The organism is Geobacillus proteiniphilus (genome assembly GCF_001908025.1).
Classification (GTDB): domain Bacteria; phylum Bacillota; class Bacilli; order Bacillales; family Anoxybacillaceae; genus Geobacillus; species Geobacillus proteiniphilus.
In genome coordinates, this window is sequence record NZ_MQMG01000034.1 from 21,783 (window position 1) to 40,148 (window position 18,366).

The 18,366-nt window shown below is 53.2% G+C and carries 17 protein-coding genes and 2 pseudogenes; all 19 read right to left on the reverse strand.

Features of this window, described 5'->3' with window-relative positions; genetic code table 11:
- Window positions 1-59: 59 nt before the first annotated feature.
- On the reverse strand, window positions 60-608 hold the full coding sequence (locus BRO54_RS12005; RefSeq protein WP_015374452.1) for an outer spore coat protein CotE: 549 nt from the start codon (window positions 606-608) through the stop codon (window positions 60-62).
- Between the two features lie 431 nt (window positions 609-1,039).
- Window positions 1,040-1,471 carry a YlbF/YmcA family competence regulator gene (locus tag BRO54_RS12015; protein WP_074044085.1) on the reverse strand — a complete coding sequence of 144 codons (432 nt, stop codon included), beginning with the start codon at window positions 1,469-1,471 and terminating at the stop codon, window positions 1,040-1,042.
- Window positions 1,449-3,044, reverse strand: a complete 1,596-nt coding sequence (gene miaB / locus BRO54_RS12020; RefSeq protein WP_074044086.1) for a tRNA (N6-isopentenyl adenosine(37)-C2)-methylthiotransferase MiaB — start codon at window positions 3,042-3,044, stop codon at window positions 1,449-1,451. Before miaB ends, BRO54_RS12015 begins: the two co-directional genes overlap by 23 nt.
- Window positions 3,045-3,272: 228 nt before the next feature.
- Window positions 3,273-4,139 (reverse strand): 2-oxoacid:ferredoxin oxidoreductase subunit beta, encoded by an 867-nt coding sequence (locus BRO54_RS12025; RefSeq protein WP_011230801.1) that lies wholly within the window; start codon window positions 4,137-4,139, stop codon window positions 3,273-3,275.
- Complete coding sequence (locus tag BRO54_RS12030; protein WP_074044087.1) at window positions 4,106-5,878, reverse strand: 2-oxoacid:acceptor oxidoreductase subunit alpha; 1,773 nt, start codon at window positions 5,876-5,878, stop codon at window positions 4,106-4,108. The genes BRO54_RS12025 and BRO54_RS12030 overlap by 34 nt, the downstream gene beginning before the upstream one ends.
- A 155-nt stretch (window positions 5,879-6,033) precedes the next feature.
- Window positions 6,034-6,957, reverse strand: coding sequence for a dipeptidase (locus BRO54_RS12035; RefSeq protein WP_074044088.1), 924 nt, complete (start codon window positions 6,955-6,957; stop codon window positions 6,034-6,036).
- Window positions 6,958-7,050: 93 nt separating this feature from the next.
- Entirely contained in the window at window positions 7,051-7,311 is a 261-nt protein-coding gene (gene spoVS / locus BRO54_RS12040) for a stage V sporulation protein SpoVS (protein WP_003251598.1), read from the reverse strand.
- Between the two features lie 129 nt (window positions 7,312-7,440).
- Window positions 7,441-8,235 carry a TIGR00282 family metallophosphoesterase gene (locus BRO54_RS12045; RefSeq protein ID WP_074044089.1) on the reverse strand — a complete coding sequence of 265 codons (795 nt, stop codon included), beginning with the start codon at window positions 8,233-8,235 and terminating at the stop codon, window positions 7,441-7,443.
- A 101-nt stretch (window positions 8,236-8,336) separates the two neighbouring features.
- Window positions 8,337-9,893 carry a ribonuclease Y gene (gene rny, locus BRO54_RS12050; protein WP_074044090.1) on the reverse strand — a complete coding sequence of 519 codons (1,557 nt, stop codon included), beginning with the start codon at window positions 9,891-9,893 and terminating at the stop codon, window positions 8,337-8,339.
- 373 nt (window positions 9,894-10,266) lie between these two features.
- Window positions 10,267-10,941 (reverse strand): annotated as a pseudogene (gene recA / locus BRO54_RS12055) (recombinase RecA); the annotation flags it as partial.
- A 515-nt stretch (window positions 10,942-11,456) separates the two neighbouring features.
- Window positions 11,457-11,627: a hypothetical protein gene (locus BRO54_RS19850; RefSeq protein WP_161496654.1), complete on the reverse strand. Its 171-nt coding sequence runs from the start codon at window positions 11,625-11,627 to the stop codon at window positions 11,457-11,459.
- 713 nt (window positions 11,628-12,340) lie between these two features.
- Window positions 12,341-12,709 (reverse strand): annotated as a pseudogene (locus tag BRO54_RS12065) (ATPase domain-containing protein); the annotation flags it as partial.
- Window positions 12,710-12,887: 178 nt separating this feature from the next.
- Entirely contained in the window at window positions 12,888-14,132 is a 1,245-nt protein-coding gene (locus tag BRO54_RS12070; RefSeq protein ID WP_074044091.1) for a competence/damage-inducible protein A, read from the reverse strand.
- A gap of 26 nt (window positions 14,133-14,158) precedes the next feature.
- Window positions 14,159-14,737 carry a CDP-diacylglycerol--glycerol-3-phosphate 3-phosphatidyltransferase gene (gene pgsA / locus BRO54_RS12075; protein WP_069304597.1) on the reverse strand — a complete coding sequence of 193 codons (579 nt, stop codon included), beginning with the start codon at window positions 14,735-14,737 and terminating at the stop codon, window positions 14,159-14,161.
- Between the two features lie 81 nt (window positions 14,738-14,818).
- Window positions 14,819-15,709, reverse strand: a complete 891-nt coding sequence (locus BRO54_RS12080) for a helix-turn-helix domain-containing protein (protein ID WP_074044092.1) — start codon at window positions 15,707-15,709, stop codon at window positions 14,819-14,821.
- Window positions 15,710-15,736: 27 nt separating this feature from the next.
- On the reverse strand, window positions 15,737-16,528 hold the full coding sequence (locus BRO54_RS12085) for a DUF3388 domain-containing protein (RefSeq protein ID WP_074044093.1): 792 nt from the start codon (window positions 16,526-16,528) through the stop codon (window positions 15,737-15,739).
- Window positions 16,529-16,659: 131 nt separating this feature from the next.
- Window positions 16,660-16,908: a DUF3243 domain-containing protein gene (locus BRO54_RS12090; RefSeq protein ID WP_074044094.1), complete on the reverse strand. Its 249-nt coding sequence runs from the start codon at window positions 16,906-16,908 to the stop codon at window positions 16,660-16,662.
- Between the two features lie 62 nt (window positions 16,909-16,970).
- Window positions 16,971-17,687: an elongation factor P 5-aminopentanone reductase gene (ymfI, locus tag BRO54_RS12095; RefSeq protein ID WP_074044095.1), complete on the reverse strand. Its 717-nt coding sequence runs from the start codon at window positions 17,685-17,687 to the stop codon at window positions 16,971-16,973.
- Window positions 17,688-17,871: 184 nt separating this feature from the next.
- On the reverse strand, window positions 17,872-18,366 hold a 495-nt coding region (locus BRO54_RS12100; protein ID WP_139268067.1), incomplete at its 5' end, for an RNA-guided endonuclease TnpB family protein.

The following is an 18,366-nucleotide window of genomic DNA, read 5'->3' on the forward strand; positions in this document are numbered from 1 at the left end:
ATTGCGCTACTATTATAACAAGCGGCAAAAGAAAAAACTAGGAAAGAAATTTCCTAGTTTTATTCTTCTTCGCCAAGCAGCAAATCTGGGCTTAAATCTTCTAATTCTTCATCAAGGTCATCCTCGTCGCAAAAATCGTCGTCCTTGCCGCAGCCTTCCGGATTGATGGCAACGCACACCTTCGTTTCGCCGATCACTTCGGCGACAAACTCCCGCTCAACATCGACAACGATTTTATTGCCGTTTGGCGAAATCGTGCACTCGAGGCAGTTCGGCTGCTGGATGACGCGGACGATGACATCGGTGTCATCGCTGATTAAATGATCTTTGTCGCGATATTTTAATTTGACGACGTCCGTATACGACACCGTTTCGGTGACGACTTCGGTTTTTGTATTGTGGTTGTACGAATACCAGACGTTGATGTCATAATGGCCGTGAATTTCGACCGTTTTATCGCATTTTTTCGCTTCATAGCGGTGGTTGATGATCCAGCAGCCGAGAATGCTTGACGGGCGGTTCGGCGCCGTCACCGTATGGGTCGATTGTGTAAACTTGCGGCCTTTGCCGACAACGGCTTTCGTAATAATTTCTCTGTATTCAGACATCGAACGAAACCCTCCTCAAATGAATCTTCATTTCATCCTATGCGCCATCTCCGCTAATGTGCACAGCAAATGAATCATTATTCCGTATAGTTCATTGTATGCACGCGTTCCGTTCAATGTGCCTGCTTTTTCAACGCCGTCCGTTCCCGAGGCCGCCCCGTTAAACGCTAGATGACGCTTGCCCGAAAACGCAAGCGAATGATCGGCGCTCATTGTCTTTTCGTTGCCGCCGCAAAGCCGCGCATTTTTTGAAGGCTGGTGATTTTATAGAGAATGCGGCTTCACAAAGAAAATTGCCGATCGAAACGGCAAAAACCGTTGTTCTCTATAGGCGGGAATGGCCGTTTTCGAGAGAAACCCGCCGTTGTCCGCCATTCTTCATAAAAAAAGCGCCCGTGAAGGACGCTTTCTCGTTCGTTCATCGCATGCCGTCAATGGCAGCCGCCGTGTTTGTTGTAGCGAAGCGCGGCGCCGGTTTCGCCGCGCAGCACGTCGCCGCCCGTCGAAGCGAGAATTTCATCGGTCACCGTATTCGAAATGGTCGAGGCGACGAGCTGAAGCAGGTCGTTCACATCAGCTTGGGACTGCTGGAATTCGCTGACGATCGGGATTTGCGACAACTCTTCGTAAATGGCGTCAATTTTGGCCTCAACCCGTTTCAGCGCTTCATGTTTTCCGTAATGCTGGAGGTTGACCGCTTGCTTTTGCAGCGATTTCAGCTCGTTGATCAACGTGCGCACTTTTTCGTTTTGGTGGATTTTTTCTTCCGCTCGTTTGAAAAAGTCGACTTCTTCCGTTTCGGCGATCATTTTCGCCAGCTGCTTCGCCTGGGCCAAGATATCATCCCGCGTATATTTTGCCATGTTCGTTCACCTCGATCGCTTCATTGACTAGCTCGCCCGTCAGCGTCCACGTTTTCGCCTGCGTAATGCGCACGTTGACCAATTGGCCAATGAGCGATTTTGGGCCGACAAAGTGGACGAGCTTGTTTTTGCGCGTATAGCCCGCCAATACATCCGGATTGGTCTTGCTTTCGCCTTCCACGAGCACTTCGACGACTTGCCCTTCGTATTGCTTCATTTTCTTGGCCGCGATTTCTTGAACAAGGTCGTTGAGCCGCTTGAGCCGCTCTTTTTTCACTTCCATCGGCACGTTGTCATTCATTTTCGCCGCCGGCGTGCCTTCGCGCGGCGAGTAAATGAACGTGTACGCCGAATCGAATTCGACTTCGCGGTAGAGCGACAGCGTTTCTTCAAACTGCTCATCCGTTTCGTTCGGGAACCCGACGATGATGTCGGTCGTCAAGGCCACGTCCGGGATGGCCGCTTTGATTTTGCGGACGAGCTCTAAATATTCCTCACGCGTATATTTGCGGCCCATCATTTTCAAAATTTCCGTGCTGCCTGATTGCACCGGCAAATGGATATGCTCAACCAAGTTGCCGCGTTTGGCGAGCACTTCGATAAGCCGGTCGTCAAAGTCGCGCGGATGGCTCGTTGTGAAGCGGATGCGCGCAATGTCAATTTTGCGCAGCTCATCCATTAAATCGCCAAGGCCGTACTGGATGTCGGTGAAATCTTTTCCGTAAGCGTTGACGTTTTGCCCAAGGAGCGTAATTTCTTTATAGCCTTGGGCGGCGAGCTGGCGCACTTCTTGGATGATGTCTTCCGGACGGCGGCTTCGCTCCTTGCCGCGCGTGTACGGAACGATGCAGTACGTGCAAAACTTGTCGCAGCCGTACATGATGTTGACCCATGCTTTAATCTTCCCTTTGCGCACTTTCGGCAAGTTTTCAACAACGTCGCCCTCTTTCGACCATACTTCGACGACCATTTCTTTCGACATGTACGCCTCATGCAAAATGTACGGCAGGCGATGGATGTTGTGCGTGCCGAAAATGAGGTCGACGTATTGGTATTGTTTTAAAATTTTATTGACAACCGATTCTTCTTGCGACATACAGCCGCACACGCCGAGCAATAAGTCCGGGTTCGTCGTTTTGAGCGGCTTTAAGTAGCCGAGCTCGCCAAACACTTTGTTTTCCGCGTTTTCACGGATCGCACACGTGTTGAGCAAAATGACGTTTGCATCCTCAGGGCGGTCGGTCGGCTCATAGCCGAGCGCCATGAAAATGCCGGCCATCACTTCCGTATCGTGCTCGTTCATTTGACAGCCATACGTGCGGATGTAAAACTTCCGTCCGCGCCCCATGCCGCGAAACTCTTCAGGAATCGCAAAGTCTTTGACGTACTTGACTTCCTCTTTGCCGCGTTTCTTCGCCTCTTTTAAGTTCGGCGGGAGAAACACGCTCGTGAAATATTTCTCATAGTCTTTCGTCGTTTTTTCTTTCAGCCGGTCCAAGGCGGATTTTCTGTCCGCTGGATGGCTTTCGGTTTTGATTTGTCCCGTTTGCTCCAAACGTTGTTTTTCGTTCATAGCAATCTCCTTTCTTCACAAAATCATTCGATCATCCGGGACGAGCGGCCGCCGTTTCCTGTGCAGCCGGCCTCGCCTCGGCAAATTTCTTCCAACCACACACTACCATAGTATATCGCGAGCGGCAAGGAAACACAATGGGGTTTGTTCCGGAGGGCCGGAACATATCATGATAACAAAAAACACCCAATGAAGCAAGCCTCCATCGGGTGCAAGTTGTTTCCACTTTTACATAAACTCTGCTACGAGTTCGGCGAACTTTTCTTTGCTCATTTTCAGCTCCGCCTCGGCAAGCGGCGCCTCGCTGTAGCCCGGCACAAGCTCTTGGTACGACTTTTGTTCTTTGTTTTGATAAATGATCCCGGTGACGAGCCCATCGTATTTCATGACCGTCTGCATCGCCATCTCCCGGTCGGACGGGTCGTATCCTTCGATGTCGCTCACCTTGATGAGCCGCTCTTTGAACCACTCGTACGTATTCACTTTGTTGTACGTCACGCACGGGCTGAAGACGTTGATGAGCGCAAAGCCTTTATGCTTGACGCCTTCTTCAATCAAGCTCGTCAATTCTTTTAAATCGCTTGAGAAGCCTTGCGCGACAAACGTCGCTCCGGCGCTTAACGCGATCTCGAGCGGCGACAAAGCCGGCTCGATCGACCCGTGCGGCGTGCTTTTCGTTTGGAAGCCGGCAGCGCTGCGCGGCGATGTTTGTCCTTTCGTCAGCCCGTAAATTTGGTTGTCCATGACGATGTATGTGATGTCGATGTTGCGGCGAATGGCATGAACCGTGTGCCCCATGCCGATCGCGAATCCGTCGCCATCCCCGCCGGCGGCGATGACCGTCAAATCGCGGTTCGCCATTTTCACTCCTTGCGCCAGCGGCAAAACGCGGCCGTGCGTGCCGTGAAAGCCGTAAGAGTGAATGTAGCCGGAAATGCGGCCCGAGCAGCCGATCCCGGAAATGACCGCGAGCTCGTGCGGCTCCAACCCGAGATTGGCGGCCGCGCGCTGAATGGCGGCCTGCACGGAAAAGTCGCCGCACCCCGGACACCAGTTCGGTTTCACATCATTGCGGAAATCTTTAAAGGTGGCCATTGCGCTAACAACTCCTTGCATTTAGTATAGACGTCGCCCGGCAAAAACGGATTGCCGTCGAATTTCAAGACGCTGGCGATTTTGTCGGCGTGCCCGACGTTCATTTTCAACAAGTTCGCCAGTTGCCCGGTAGCGTTTTGTTCGACGACGACGACTCGTTTCGCTTTTTCGACAAGCGGCCGCACGTCGTCAACCGGGAACGGATGAAGCAGACGGATGTGCGCATGGTTGACTTTGACGCCATCTTGCTCGAGCCGCTCCATCGCTTCTTCAATGGCTCCGCGCGTCGATAAAAAGCCAACAAGGAGCAAATCCGGTTCTTCGTGGCGGAGTTGTTTGTGCACCGGCGTCGGGAAGTGGATGTGCTCGAGTTTGCGCATCCGCTTTTCCATTTGCGCCCGGCGGTTTGCCGCCGTCTCTGACGGGCGGCCTGTTTCGGCATGCTCGACCCCAGTGACATGGTGAATGCCGTATTTTGTTCCCGGCAGCACCCGCGGCGAAACGCCGTCCGGCGTGACTTCATACCGTTTGAAGTTGTCTTTGTCCGGAAGCGGCGGCAACTCACCATTCATCAGCTTGCCGCGGCGGATCTCGATCCGATCGTAATCAAGCGGCTCAACCGTCTGCTTGCCGAGCGACAGCTGCAAATCCGACAAGAAAATGACCGGGCATTGGTATTCCTCGGCTAAGTTGAACGCTTCCGCCATATCGTAAAACGCTTCTTCCACCGTGCTTGGCGCCATGACGATTTTCGGAATCTCCCCGTGCGTGCCGTAGATCATGGCCAGCAAGTCCGACTGTTCTTGCTTCGTCGGCAAGCCAGTGCTTGGGCCACCCCGTTGCGTATCGACGACAACAAGCGGCGTTTCCGTCATCCCGGCCAGTCCAATCGCTTCGGCCATAAGCGACAGCCCCGGTCCGGCGGAAGCGGTGAACGCCCGCACGCCCGCATAGTTGGCGCCGATCGCCATCGTACAAGCCGCAATTTCGTCTTCCGTTTGGATGACCGCGCCCCCAAAATCCGGCAGCTTTTTAATCAAATACTCCATAATCTCCGAAGCTGGGGTGATCGGATAGGCGGCCATAAAGCGCGCCCCGCCGGCAATGGCGCCCAAAGCGATGGCATCGTTGCCAATCATGAACATCCGCCGTTTGCCGTCGGCTTTGGCTAGTTTCATCGTTTTCGTCGAACCATCGAGCTGCTCTTTCATATATTGCGCTCCAGCGCGAATCGCTTCCATGTTTTTCTCAACGACTTGAGCCCCTTTGCGCCCAAATGTATCAACGACAACACTTTCGAACACGGCGGCGTCCAAATCCAGCACCGCACTTGTCGCGCCGATGGCAACCATGTTTTTCATCAGCGGATTGCCAAGCTGTGTGGCGATATCGGTGAACGGAACGGCGTAAAGCGCCACTCCTTTTCCTTCCGGAATCACCGGATTGAATTTGGCGTCCGCAATGACGATGCCGCCGTCACGCAGCTCGTGGAAGTTGAAGTCGATCGTCTCTTGGTCGAACGCCACCAAGATGTCCAAATCATCAGCGACCGCCCGCACCGGTTTCGTGCTGACGCGAATTTTGTTGTTCGTATGACCCCCTTTGATGCGTGAAGAAAAATGGCGGTATCCATATAAGTAATATCCGAGGCGGTTCAGCGCTGTGGAGAAAATTTCCCCTGTACTTTCAATTCCTTCCCCTTGCTGGCCGCCTACCTTCCATGACAGCTGTTCGATCATGCATTACACCCCTTTATATTCACTCCAGCCTTTCGCTACTATTGTACCACTTTTCTGACAAGGAAACTACCATTTTGGACGCCTTTTTCGGGCGGCACCGCCGATGCCCTGTCTTCTATTCTAGGATACGCAGAGCCGATACTCAGTGATATTCGTCACTCCGGCAAATGGGCGTAGAAGTTGCCGAATAAAAAGCGGGATACTTGCTCGGCGGAGTAATGCTTGTACAACTCGTTGACAAGCCGTGCATATTCCCTTACCGTTCCAAGGCCCGCGACCGTCTCCGTTATGCCATCGAAGTCGGAGCCGAACCCGACGTTGTTTTCCCCTCCGAGCGCGCATATATGGTCGAGATGGCGAAGCACATCGGCGATCACCGCCTCGTTTTTTTTCGCCGTCAAAAAATACGGAACGAAATTAATGCCAATTATGCCGTCTTTTTCGATCAATGCTTTAATTTGCTCGTCGGTTAAGTTGCGTGGATGTGGGCATAGACGATGCACGTTGGAATGGGAAGCGATAGGGAACCGAGCCATCTCGATGACATCCCAGAACGCTTTCTCCGATAAGTGGGACACATCGACCCATCGTTTTGCTTCATTAAGAAGCTCAACGACTCGCCGGCCAAACGCCGTCAGTCCGGCGCCGCGCTTCTCCCACGCCCCGTCGGCGACAGCGTTCGGGAAGTTCCATGTCAACCCTACGGAAGCGACGCCGAGGCGGAGGAGCGTCTTTAGCTTGACAAGGTTGGCGCCGATGGCGTCGCACCCTTCCAGCGTCAACATGGCGCCGACTTCCTCTTCTTGAAGGGCGGCGATATCCCGTCTCGTCCGCACGAACTTCACAGACGGAAACGCATCGACAATGCGGGCAAAGAAGATGTCCGCCATCTCCAGCGCAACAGTGAACCGAGCTTCCTCCGGCACCGTTTCCGGTATGTAGATGGCAAAGCATTGCACTTTTACCCCTGCTTTCGCCATTCCCGAAAGGGTGACGTGAAGCGAAGCTCCGTCGTAAAACGACAGAGACCGATCTTGCCATAACTTCATCAACACATCGCAATGTGCATCGAAAATCATTCCGTTTCCCCCTTTGAAAAAGCAAAAATAACCTGCCTGCCTTCGCAGCCGAAGGCGCCAACAGGTTATAGTCACCATTGTCTGATCATCCAGTTAACGAGGTTCGACAATCAATTTGATCGCTGTCCGCTCTTCCCCGTCGATGATAATATCCGTAAACGCCGGAATGCAAATCAAGTCCATGCCGCTCGGTGCCACAAACCCTCGTGCGATCGCTACTGCTTTAACGGCTTGGTTCAATGCACCTGCGCCGATCGCTTGAATTTCCGCTGCGCCGCGCTCGCGCAGCACCCCGGCAAGTGCACCAGCTACAGAGTTCGGATTCGATTTTGCTGAAACTTTTAATATTTCCATTCCTAGCTCCTCCCTCGTTTCCTCGGAAAATGATTTCGGTAAAAGGTCTTCATTAGTAACTATATTCACTATTTCGACAACTATTCCTGCATGGGAGGATCACATTTTAAAAAATTTTTAAAAGATGGACTATTCAAAATAAGGGTGGTCGTCGTTAATCATCAACCGTTCAATGCGGAACGCCCGTCCGCTTTTTTCGTCTACATCAACAAAGACGGCGTTCAATTGGCTTCTTCCTTCCTTGACGCCGAAACGAACCGGCAGCCCGGTTAGAAATTTGCGCAGCACCGCCTCTCGATCGACGCCTAAAATGCCGTCGTATGGACCGGTCATGCCAACGTCGGTAATGTACGCCGTCCCTCTTGGCAAAATGCGGTTATCAGCCGTCTGAACGTGTGTATGCGTGCCGATGACCGCGGATACGCGGCCATCTAAGTACCAGCCCATCGCCTGTTTTTCGCTCGTCGCCTCGGCATGGAAATCGACGATGATGACCGGCGTGCGCGCGGAGGCGGCGGCGATCAATTCGTCTGCTGTTTGAAATGGGCAGTCAATCGCCGGCAAAAACGCCCGCCCTTGCAAATTGATGACCGCCGCTTCGCCATGCTCGGTCGGCACAAAGACGATGCCTTTTCCCGGCGTGCCGGGCGGATAGTTGGCCGGGCGGATCAGCGCCTTCGCTTGGTCGATAAACTCAAAAATATCGCGTTTGTCCCATGCGTGGTTGCCCAACGTGATCACATGAGCCCCCAAAGCGAGAAGCGCCCGGTAAATCGGTTCGGTGATTCCTTTCCCGCCGGCGGCGTTTTCGCCGTTGATCACAACGACGTCCGGCCGATGTTTTTCCTTCAACTTTGGCAAATAGTGCTCCACCATTTTTTGCCCCGGCGAACCGACGACGTCGCCGATAAATAAAATTCTCATCCTTGATCCCTTTCTAAACGAAAAATATCGCCTTGCGCCCATCTCCGCATCGTTATACCCTCCTATTTTACGCACAAAAAAAGAAAGTGGCAATAGCCACTTTATTTCGCGTATTCGACCGCCCGCGTTTCGCGGATGACCGTCACTTTAATATGGCCCGGGTAATCGAGCTCTTCTTCGATCCGTTTGCGGATGTCACGCGCCAGCCGGTGCGCTTCCAAATCGTCGATCATATCTGGTTTGACCATAATGCGCACTTCACGCCCGGCTTGAATGGCGTACGATTTTTCGACGCCTTCGTACGATTCGGCGATTTCTTCAAGCTTCTCTAGACGACGGATATAGTTTTCCAGCGTTTCGCTGCGCGCTCCCGGCCGCGCCGCCGACAGCGCATCGGCTGCCGCGACGAGCACAGCGATGACCGACGTCGGTTCCGTATCGCCATGGTGGGAAGTGATGCTGTTGATGACGACCGGATGTTCTTTATACTTCGTCGCCAGCTCAACGCCGATTTCCACATGGCTTCCTTCCACTTCGTGGTCGATCGCTTTGCCAATGTCATGAAGCAAGCCGGCCCGGCGCGCCAGCATTTCGTCCTCCCCAAGCTCGGCCGCCATCAGTCCGGCTAAAAACGCCACTTCCACCGAGTGTTTTAAGACGTTTTGTCCGTAGCTCGTTCGGAACTTGAGCCGCCCTAAAATTTTGATCAAATCCGGATGCAAGCCATGAACACCGACTTCAAACGTCGTCTGTTCGCCGACTTCGCGGATATGCTCATCCACTTCGCGACGCGCCTTTTCGACCATTTCCTCAATGCGCGCTGGATGGATGCGGCCATCTTGCACAAGCTTATCGAGCGCGATGCGCGCCGTCTCGCGGCGAATCGGGTCAAATCCGGACAAAATGACCGCTTCCGGCGTATCGTCGATGATCAAATCGATGCCGGTCAACGTCTCGAGCGTGCGGATGTTCCGCCCTTCGCGCCCGATGATCCGCCCTTTCATTTCGTCGTTTGGCAAATTGACGACGGAAACAGTCGTTTCGGCGACATGGTCGGCGGCGCAACGTTGGATGGCAAGCGACAAAATCGCCTTTGCCCGTTTGTCTGCCTCCTCTTTCGCCCGCGTTTCCGCCTCTTTGATCATCATCGCAATCTCATGCGACAGCTCTTTCTCAACGCGCTCTAAAATGAGCTGGCGGGCATCGTCGCGCGTCAGGCCGGAAATGCGTTCAAGTTCGGCTTGTTGTTGTTTGACGAGCGCTTCCACTTTGCTTTCCATTTGTTCAATATGCTGTTGTCTTTCGTTCAACGCTTCTTCCTTTGCCTCAAGCAACGCCTCACGTTTGTTGAGCGCTTCATCTTTGCGGTCGAGATTTTCCTCCTTTTGCATCAGGCGGTTTTCTTGTTTTTGGAGCTCGCTTCTCCGGTCGCGGATATCACGCTCCGCCTCCGTACGCAGTTTATGAATCTCGTCTTTCGCTTCGAGAAGCGCCTCTTTTTTCAAGGCGTCCGCCTCGCGTTTCGCCTCCTCAATCAGCTGTTCGGCAGCGGCTTTCGCCCCGCCGATTTTCGCTTCGGCAATCGATTTGCGAACAAAAAAGCCAACAACGGCACCAATGACTAAGGCAAGCAAAGCGGAGATGATGATCGAACCCATCGTTTCACCTCCTCTTGCTGTTCGGTTTCCTTTCGCTCTCTCTTCTCACCGCCATGACCGGCGCAGATGGACATTCCCGTTTTCAATCCATTAGCTCAGTCGCTTGGCATAGCAATCGCCCGCGCAGCCTTCCGCACGAAGGCGGTCCGCCGCAACGGGCGGGCATATGGCCCTGCCGCGCGTATGGACAAATATACATGTCCATTGTAAAGGTGGCAATAGGAATTGTCAAGATATTACACCGACGCGCCTAGAGGATGACAACGGAACAAGACCGTTCCGCACGCCGTCCTTTTTAGGCTTACCGCTCTCCTTGGCAGGCCGAACGGATGGAAAAAGGCGCCCCGGCAGCTTGCCAGGACGCCTTGTGCTGTTATTCTTCAAGCAATCCGAACCCGTCTTGCTGCGGTTCGCTCGTTCCCTCTTCGACATCGATGCCGTAATGCTGGCGGATGGCGCGGGCGATTTCATCGGCGATGTGCGGGTTTTCCTTCAAAAATTGCTTTGCGTTTTCCCGCCCTTGGCCAAGCCGCTCGTCTTTATACGAATACCACGAACCGCTTTTTTGCACGATGTCAAGTTCGGACGCCATGTCGATAATTTCCCCTTCGCGGGAAATGCCTTCACCGTACATAATGTCGACGTCAGCCGTTTTAAATGGCGGCGCAACTTTGTTTTTGACGACTTTAATTTTCGTCTTGTTGCCGACCATATCATTGCCTTGCTTGATTTGCTCGGCGCGGCGCACCTCTAAGCGGACGGAAGCGTAAAACTTGAGCGCCCGCCCGCCCGGCGTCGTTTCCGGATTGCCAAACATGACGCCGACTTTTTCGCGAATTTGGTTGATGAAGATGGCGATCGTTTTCGATTTGTTAATGGCGCCAGACAGCTTGCGAAGCGCCTGCGACATAAGCCGCGCTTGCAAGCCGACATGGGCGTCGCCCATCTCCCCTTCAATTTCCGCCTTCGGCACAAGCGCCGCCACCGAGTCGATGACGATAATATCGACCGCGCCGCTTCGCACGAGCGCTTCAGCGATTTCGAGCGATAGTGATAGGTAAGCCTTTGATGCAATCTCTGGCTTTTCCCCCACCCCACACCGTGCATGCGAGTTTCCCCGCACACGGCGTTCCACCGGGACAGCTTCGATAGCCCCCTTTGGGCTATCTCTCCACCATATCACCTCGCGATGACACGGCAGTAGTACCTACAATTCTTCCAGCGAACAGAACTTTTATATTTTCAGCTTGTTTCTATATTCGGTTAGTTTGTTGATCATTTTTCGTTCTGTAAACGGCGGTTCTTGGTTGCTATGGACAAGCTTATGGCATTGGTTGCATAAGCTAATTAGATTAACGGTCTTATTGATTTCGTTTAAAGGTTTACTCGGGTCAATATGATGGCAGTGGAAGTTACCGGGATTTAAGTATATGGCACATATTTTGCATTTTCCTTTATCCCTATGAAATACATTCACCCTATTTAAGAAATATTCAAGGTTATATTTCCCATTATTATGCTCGGATAAAATGTAGATGAATATCGAATCGTGATCGAACAGACTCATTTTTTATTGCTTTTAATATTGCGAATAGCTTCTAAAATGACAACATCATTTTGAAGCAACTCAAGCATCCCGTAAAAATGTTTTCCCTTTTTAGCTTCTTGATAAAGAAGATCCAAGCAGTTTCTCAAGTCCTGTTCGCTTTTTACGACAAGTTTATTTACCTTCATGCTCCTTTCTCCCTTTTTATAATACTGGGTGGAAGTACCATGAATTAGCCTGCTTGCCGTAACATGTAGATACTTTGCCGCCCCGGCTGGTTCCCTTCACTCCAGAGCGTTTTTTCCTCCCCCATCGTTGCCTTTGGGGTTCAAACGGCGCTCCTTCATCATTACTATGGAACCGCTGACTCCCCCTAAGATATCATCGACCAGCCCTGTCTCCTCCTTAGGGGGCCTCTCACGTTCCCTACAGCCTATCCCTTCTTTTGAACGCCCTTAGGTGCCTACTCTACTCGGCAGGACCTCTGATTGGAACGTCCGCTACCCATCAGAGCAGTAACCGAACTAAGCCAGCCGGTTAAAGGAAACACCGCAAACAAGACACGGTGGTTCGTCCTGTATGGTCCCTTTTCAGGGAGCACCGGTAACCGAGCTTCACGCATAGGTTCCTTTCGTCACCATAGGCGTCTTTTAAGGAGCCCCGCACCACTTTCGCCATAGCCACATTTTGCGGCCTTAGGCTACTTGGGTTACGACTTCACCTGGCTTCATACATCCCGGTGAGGGTGCACCGGAATGCATGCAGGAGTCTCAGGCTCGTGGATATAGGACTATCACCACGGGAAGGAATTTCACCTTCCAACTCGGCTGTAGAGTTGTCCCGATGTTCCCATCGGACTCCGCTTTCGTGCCTACGCACTTATACGGAAACGTGACGCACCTTGCTCACCCGTGTCAGGCTGGGAAAGCAGCAATTCATCGATATTGACCCCTAATTTTTGTGCGTAAATCGGATCGAGCGCATGCTCTGCGTCGATGAAAGCTGCTTGCCCGCCCCGCTTTTGCACTTCAGCGATCGCGTGAAGGGCAACGGTCGTTTTCCCGGACGATTCCGGGCCGTAAATTTCCACAATCCGCCCGCGCGGATAGCCGCCGACGCCTAACGCGATGTCGAGCGCCAGCGAACCGCTCGGCACGACCGACACTTTGCGGTCGACTTGCTCGCCGAGCTTCATGATGGCCCCCTTGCCAAACTGTCGTTCAATTTGTTTTAATGCCTGCTCCAATGCAGCTTGACGATCTTGGTTCACTAACCTACTCCTCCTTATTCTAGGACTACTTATACTATACCGCGTTTTGCGGCCATTGCCAAGCAAAAAACGAACGTCCATTCGTTTTTTCAGTGGAGAAACTAGCAACAATCGCCATACTCATGCGGTGGAAAAAAACGATGTGCGGTGGAGAATGTTCAAGGAAGGGGGCGGCCGATCAGCAGTCGGCCGCGAGCATCTCAAGCAGAAAAAAGCAGCCGTATTTGGCGGTGCGGATGCGAATGGCATCACGCGTGCCGGACAACGTCAGACGGTGGACGGTCGCATTGCGCCCGCGGACGGCGATGCCGATATACACGGTGCCGGGGGGGTGGCCCTCAAGCGGATCGGGGCCGGCGACGCCGGTGAAGCTGATGCCGATATCCGCATCGCACATCGCGCGGACGTTTTCAGCAAGCAGGCGAGCGCACGGCTCGCTCACCGCCCCTTCCGCCTCAAGCAGTGGGCGCGGTACGCCAAGCACTTGTTCTTTCACGCCGTTTGTGTAGCAGACGACACCGCCCTGTACGACTTGCGATGCGCCGGGGACGGCGGTGAGCTGTTCGAGGAAAAGGCCGCCGGTCAAGCTTTCGGCCGACGCGATCGTCCATCCTTTTTCTTTTAACCGCTCGAGCGTCTTCATAAACAACGTTTCGTCGTTATATCCGTAGCAGTAGCGGCCGACGCGCGCCAAAATGGCCGCTTCCACTTCGTCAAGAAGCCGCTTCGCCTCCGCTTCATCCTGGTGCTTCGCCGTCAGACGGAGCGTCACTTCACCGTCGCCGGCCAGCGGCGCGATCGTCGGGTTCGACTGGGCGTCGATCAAATCAGCAATCGCCGTCTCGAGCGCTGATTCGCCGATGCCGAAAAAGCGGAGCACGCGCGACTCGATGCGCTCGGAAAGCGAAAACGTGCGGCGCAAAAAGACGCTTCCGTATTTTGTGAACATCGGCCGCATTTCTTTCGGCGGCCCGGGCAGCAGCATGTACGTAATGCCTTCTGCCACAAGCGCCATCCCTGGCGCCATGCCGTGCTCGTTTTTCAGCACCGTCGATCCTTCCAAGACAAGCGCCTGCTTTTTATTGTTTTCCGTCATCGGCCGGTTTGTGCGGGCAAAATACGCCTCAATCGCTCGGAGCGCTTCCTCGTCGATCATGAGCCGGCGGTCAAGCAAACGGGCGATCGTCTCCTTCGTTAAATCGTCTTTCGTCGGGCCGAGGCCGCCGGTGAAAATGATGAGGTTCGCTCTCGTTTGCGCCGTTTTCACCGCCTGCTCGAGGCGGCCGGCGTTGTCGCCGACGACGGTATGGAAATAGACGTTAATGCCAAGCATCGCCAGCTGTTGCGACAAAAACTGGGCGTTCGTATTGGCGATTTGCCCGAGCAACAGCTCGGAGCCAACGGCAATGATCTCCGCGTTCAACGAACCTTCTCCCCCTTTCCGGCCGGCTATTTCGAATGGGAAAACGCATGTCTGTTTTTCGCAAAATAATCCCAGCCGGACCAAATCGTGAAAATGACCGCCACCCACAGCGCCAATTCAGCGAACGGAAACGAAATGAGCGAGAATGGGAAGTTATGTAACAATAAAGCGGAAATGGCGACAATTTGCGTCCATGTCTTGATTTTGCCAAGCATGTTGGCAGCGACGACTTCCCCCTCGCCGGCAAGCACCAACCGCAGACCGGTGACGGCAAACTCGCGGCTGATGATGACAATCACCATCCACGCCGGAACGGCCCCGAGCTCGACAAGCACGATAAGCGCCGCCGACACAAGCAATTTATCGGCAAGCGGATCTAAAAATTTCCCTAAATTCGTCACCAACCCGTATTTGCGGGCATAGTAGCCATCGATCCAGTCGGTCGCTGAGGCGATGATGAAAATGAGCGCGCCGGCAAGATGGGCAACCGGAAGCTCTGTCCCGTCGATTTGGATGCTTCCCCACCCGAACGGAACGAGCATCACGATCAAGAAAAACGGGATGAGCATAATGCGCGCTACCGTAATTTTATTCGGCAAGTTCACCACAAATACCTCCGCTCATTCAACATAGTTCAGTCCGTGCGAAAAGCAGGCGCCTTCCTGGCGGAAAAGCGCCCTGTTCCATCATTTCTTCAAAATGAAATGCAGCTTTTGGTATACTTCCTCTTTCGGTGCGAACGGATAGGCAAACGGCTGGCCGTTCACTTTCATCTCGACATCGAGCGTGCGCCCGATTTTCACCCATACTTCGCTTTCGGCCGACAGATCGAACATTTTCGTCTGCCCGTTTGTCAAGTTGCCGCGGTAAAACGTATGGCCTTTCGTATTGTATACTTCGACCCATGACGTTCCTTTGGATGAAAGCTCGATGGAAAACATGCCGGGGGTGACGACTTCAATCGTCGCCGTGTTGCCGCTTTTTTCCGTTACATTCAACGCCGCAGCTGGTGCGGCCGGTTTTTCTTCTTCAGCGGCCGGAGCCGGTTGCTCAGCTTCTGGTCCTTTCTTTTCTTCCGCTTTCTTCGCTTCCTCTTTTTCTTTCGCCTGCTCAAGCGGCGAATGTTTCGGCTTTTCGACCTCCGCTGTTTTTGGGCTTGTCTTTGTCGGCGGCTCATTTGCGGTGCCGCGCTGGAGCAGCACCCAAACGAGGACAGCCACCCCGATGACGACCACCGCGACAATCACTTTCGGCAGCCAATCGAGCCATTTCGCCCCCTCGGCAGACAGTTGCTGGCGCGTCTTCACGCGCGACAGCGTCTGCGGAATGTCATCTTGATAAGACTGGGGAATGTCCTGTTTATACTGTTCAAACAGCTCATCCGGATCAAGTCCGACCGCTTCGGCATATTGCCGGATGAAGGCACGCACATAAAAATTTCCAGGCATGATGGCATAGTTGCCTTCTTCGATGCCGATCAAATACCGCTTTTGAATTTTCGTCATCTCCTGCAGCTCGTCCAAACTCATATTTTTTTCTTCCCGTGCTTCCCGCAAACGTTTTCCTAGTTCCGTCAACGGCCAACACCTTCCACTTTTTTTAAATTAAAACCCAAATTCGGAAAACCCATCATCGCCCAACAATGACGGGCGGTCAATCGCTTCGTAGGAAATATCTTCGTCCGGTTCATGGCGCAGCTCAATAATATAATCAAAATCATCGAGCGTGTATTCCGTATGGCGAACAAACATGTCCGGATGCTCGACGACTTTCGTCGCCTCAAGGCGCATGAGCTCACGGATGAGCTGCCAGTGCTGCTCATTCCCGCGGCGCGTTGAGACGATGCCGTCGACAATGAAAATGTTGTCCTCGCTATACTCATCTTCCATCAACTGCGTGCGAACCGTCTGTTTAATCAGCGTCGATGAAACAAACAGCCATCGTTTGTTGGCGCACACGCTGGCGGCGACGATCGACTCTGTCTTGCCAACGCGCGGCATCCCGCGGATGCCGATTAGCTTATGCCCTTTTTCTTTAAAAAGTTCCGCCATAAAATCGACAAGCAGTCCAAGTTCATCCCGGACGAAGCGGAACGTTTTTTTGTCATCGGCATCGCGCTGGATGTAGCGGCCGTGGCGGACGGCGAGGCGGTCGAGCAGCTTCGGTTGGCGCAGCTTCGTCACCGTAATGTTGTCCATCGTCCGCAAGATTGTCGCCAGCCGTTCAATTTGCTCATTATTGTCGCACAAAAGCAACATGCCGCGACGCGAATCCCGGACACCGTTGATCGTCACGATGTTAATGGACAACATGCCGAGCAGCGAAGCAACGTCGCCGAGCAACCCCGGGCGGTTGACATGAATTTCATATTCCAAATACCATTCCTGCTTGCCCATCCCGTCTCCTCCCTTGCCGGTGTCCGCACAAGCGCCTTATGCTAAATTCATACTACTATAATTGTAAATGGAAAAGCAACCGAAAAGGAGGAAGAAAAAAGAGAGGGAGCCCCCTCTCTTTTTCCGGGTGATTATTGTTGTTGGACCAGTTTGACCATCATGTTGGCAAGGGCGTGCTGCTCTTTTTCATCCGCAACACTCCAAAGGTCAGCGAGCACCCGTTCTTCCGGGTTTTTCGGATCGACGTGTTTCGCCAAATAGTCTCCGATTTGATAGGCGACGTCTGTGATCACTTGCTGGGTTAGTCCTTGTTGCTGCGCTTGCTGCAAACGTTCCGCCAAAAAGTCTTTCCATTGTTCAAAGTTATCCAATACCGACATGTCAATCCCTCCTTGTTGAATGTTTCAAGGATAGTTTGCCTGCCGAACCGGAAAATATACGTTCAACAATACCAGCCGCCGTTGACGGAAATGACTTGGCCGGTGATATACGAAGCGGCATCAGACAGCAAAAACGCCACCGTTTCCGCCACCTCATCCGGGGTGCCGAGCCGGCCGGCTGGAATTTCGTCAGTGAGCGCTTCTAGCTCCTCGGGACGAAACACCCGCAGCATATCGGTATCAATCGCCCCCGGTGCAACAGCGTTGACGCGAATGCCGCTTGGGGCAAGCTCCTTGGCGAGCGCCTTGGCAAACGCGTTCTGCCCTCCCTTTGTCATCGAATACACCGCCTCGCACGAAGCGCCGCACAATCCCCAAATCGAGGAAATGAACACAATATGACCGCGCTTTCTCGCCACCATTGATGGGATCAGCCGTTTGATGAGCAGCGCCGGGCTTGTCATGTGAAGCCGCACCATCCGCTCGATTAATTCATCGTTCATGTCGGTCAACAACCCATAATAGCTCGCTCCGCTGTTATAAATGATGACGTCCACCGGACGGTTGATTTGCGCAAGCAGCCGATCGACCCCATCCGGCGCCGACAAATCGGCCTCAATCGGCACAATATGCACATCGTTAAGCTCTTCTTTCAGCGCTTCAACAGGCGCCCGTCGCCGATAGTAATGAAGAAAAAGTCCGTATCCCTCCCGAGCGAGCACACGGGCGATGCTTTGTCCGATGCCTCCAGAGGCTCCAGTGATCAAGGCGTAGCGCATGAAACCATCCTCTCTTTTTTGCCTTGACACTCCACACGCCTAAAGGCGTGGGATTCTTGGGTCGTTTGCGCCCTCATCCATTTCTGGTTCGGACAACGCCCAAGTTCAGGGGTGTGTCATCACCCCGTCCCATCGGGTTAAGATGTACCCCGATGGGCGGCGCACCTGTGACCAGTGCGCTAGGTTAGGCGGCGAAGCCTGAAATCGCTTTGGCGATGTTGATCGCGCCATTCAAGTCAGCGTGGAGAGTGTATCCGCACTTTTGGCATCGGAAGCGGATGCCGTTTCGGTTCGCTTTCTCTCGATGCCCGCATCGGCATGTTTGGCTTGTATAGGTCGGCTTCACCCACTCCACCCGAATGCCCGCCATTTCCGCTTTATAGGCAATCATCGTTTGCAATTGATGAAACGACCAGGAATGAAGGCTTCGTCCTGCTTCTTTGGCCGATGTTGCCCGTTTTCGAATCCCCGTCAACTCTTCCATCCGAATCACGCCAACACCGTTGGCAAGGGCAAAACGGACGATTTGACGGCTGATTTTATGGTTTATATCCTTCATCCAGCGGGACTCTTTACGGCCGATTTTGCGAATCATATGGAGCTTCTTGGCTTTGCCCAACGTTCGCCGCAAAGCCGCATATCGTCGGCGAATGAAGGCGCATCGGTTCCCTTTGAAAAA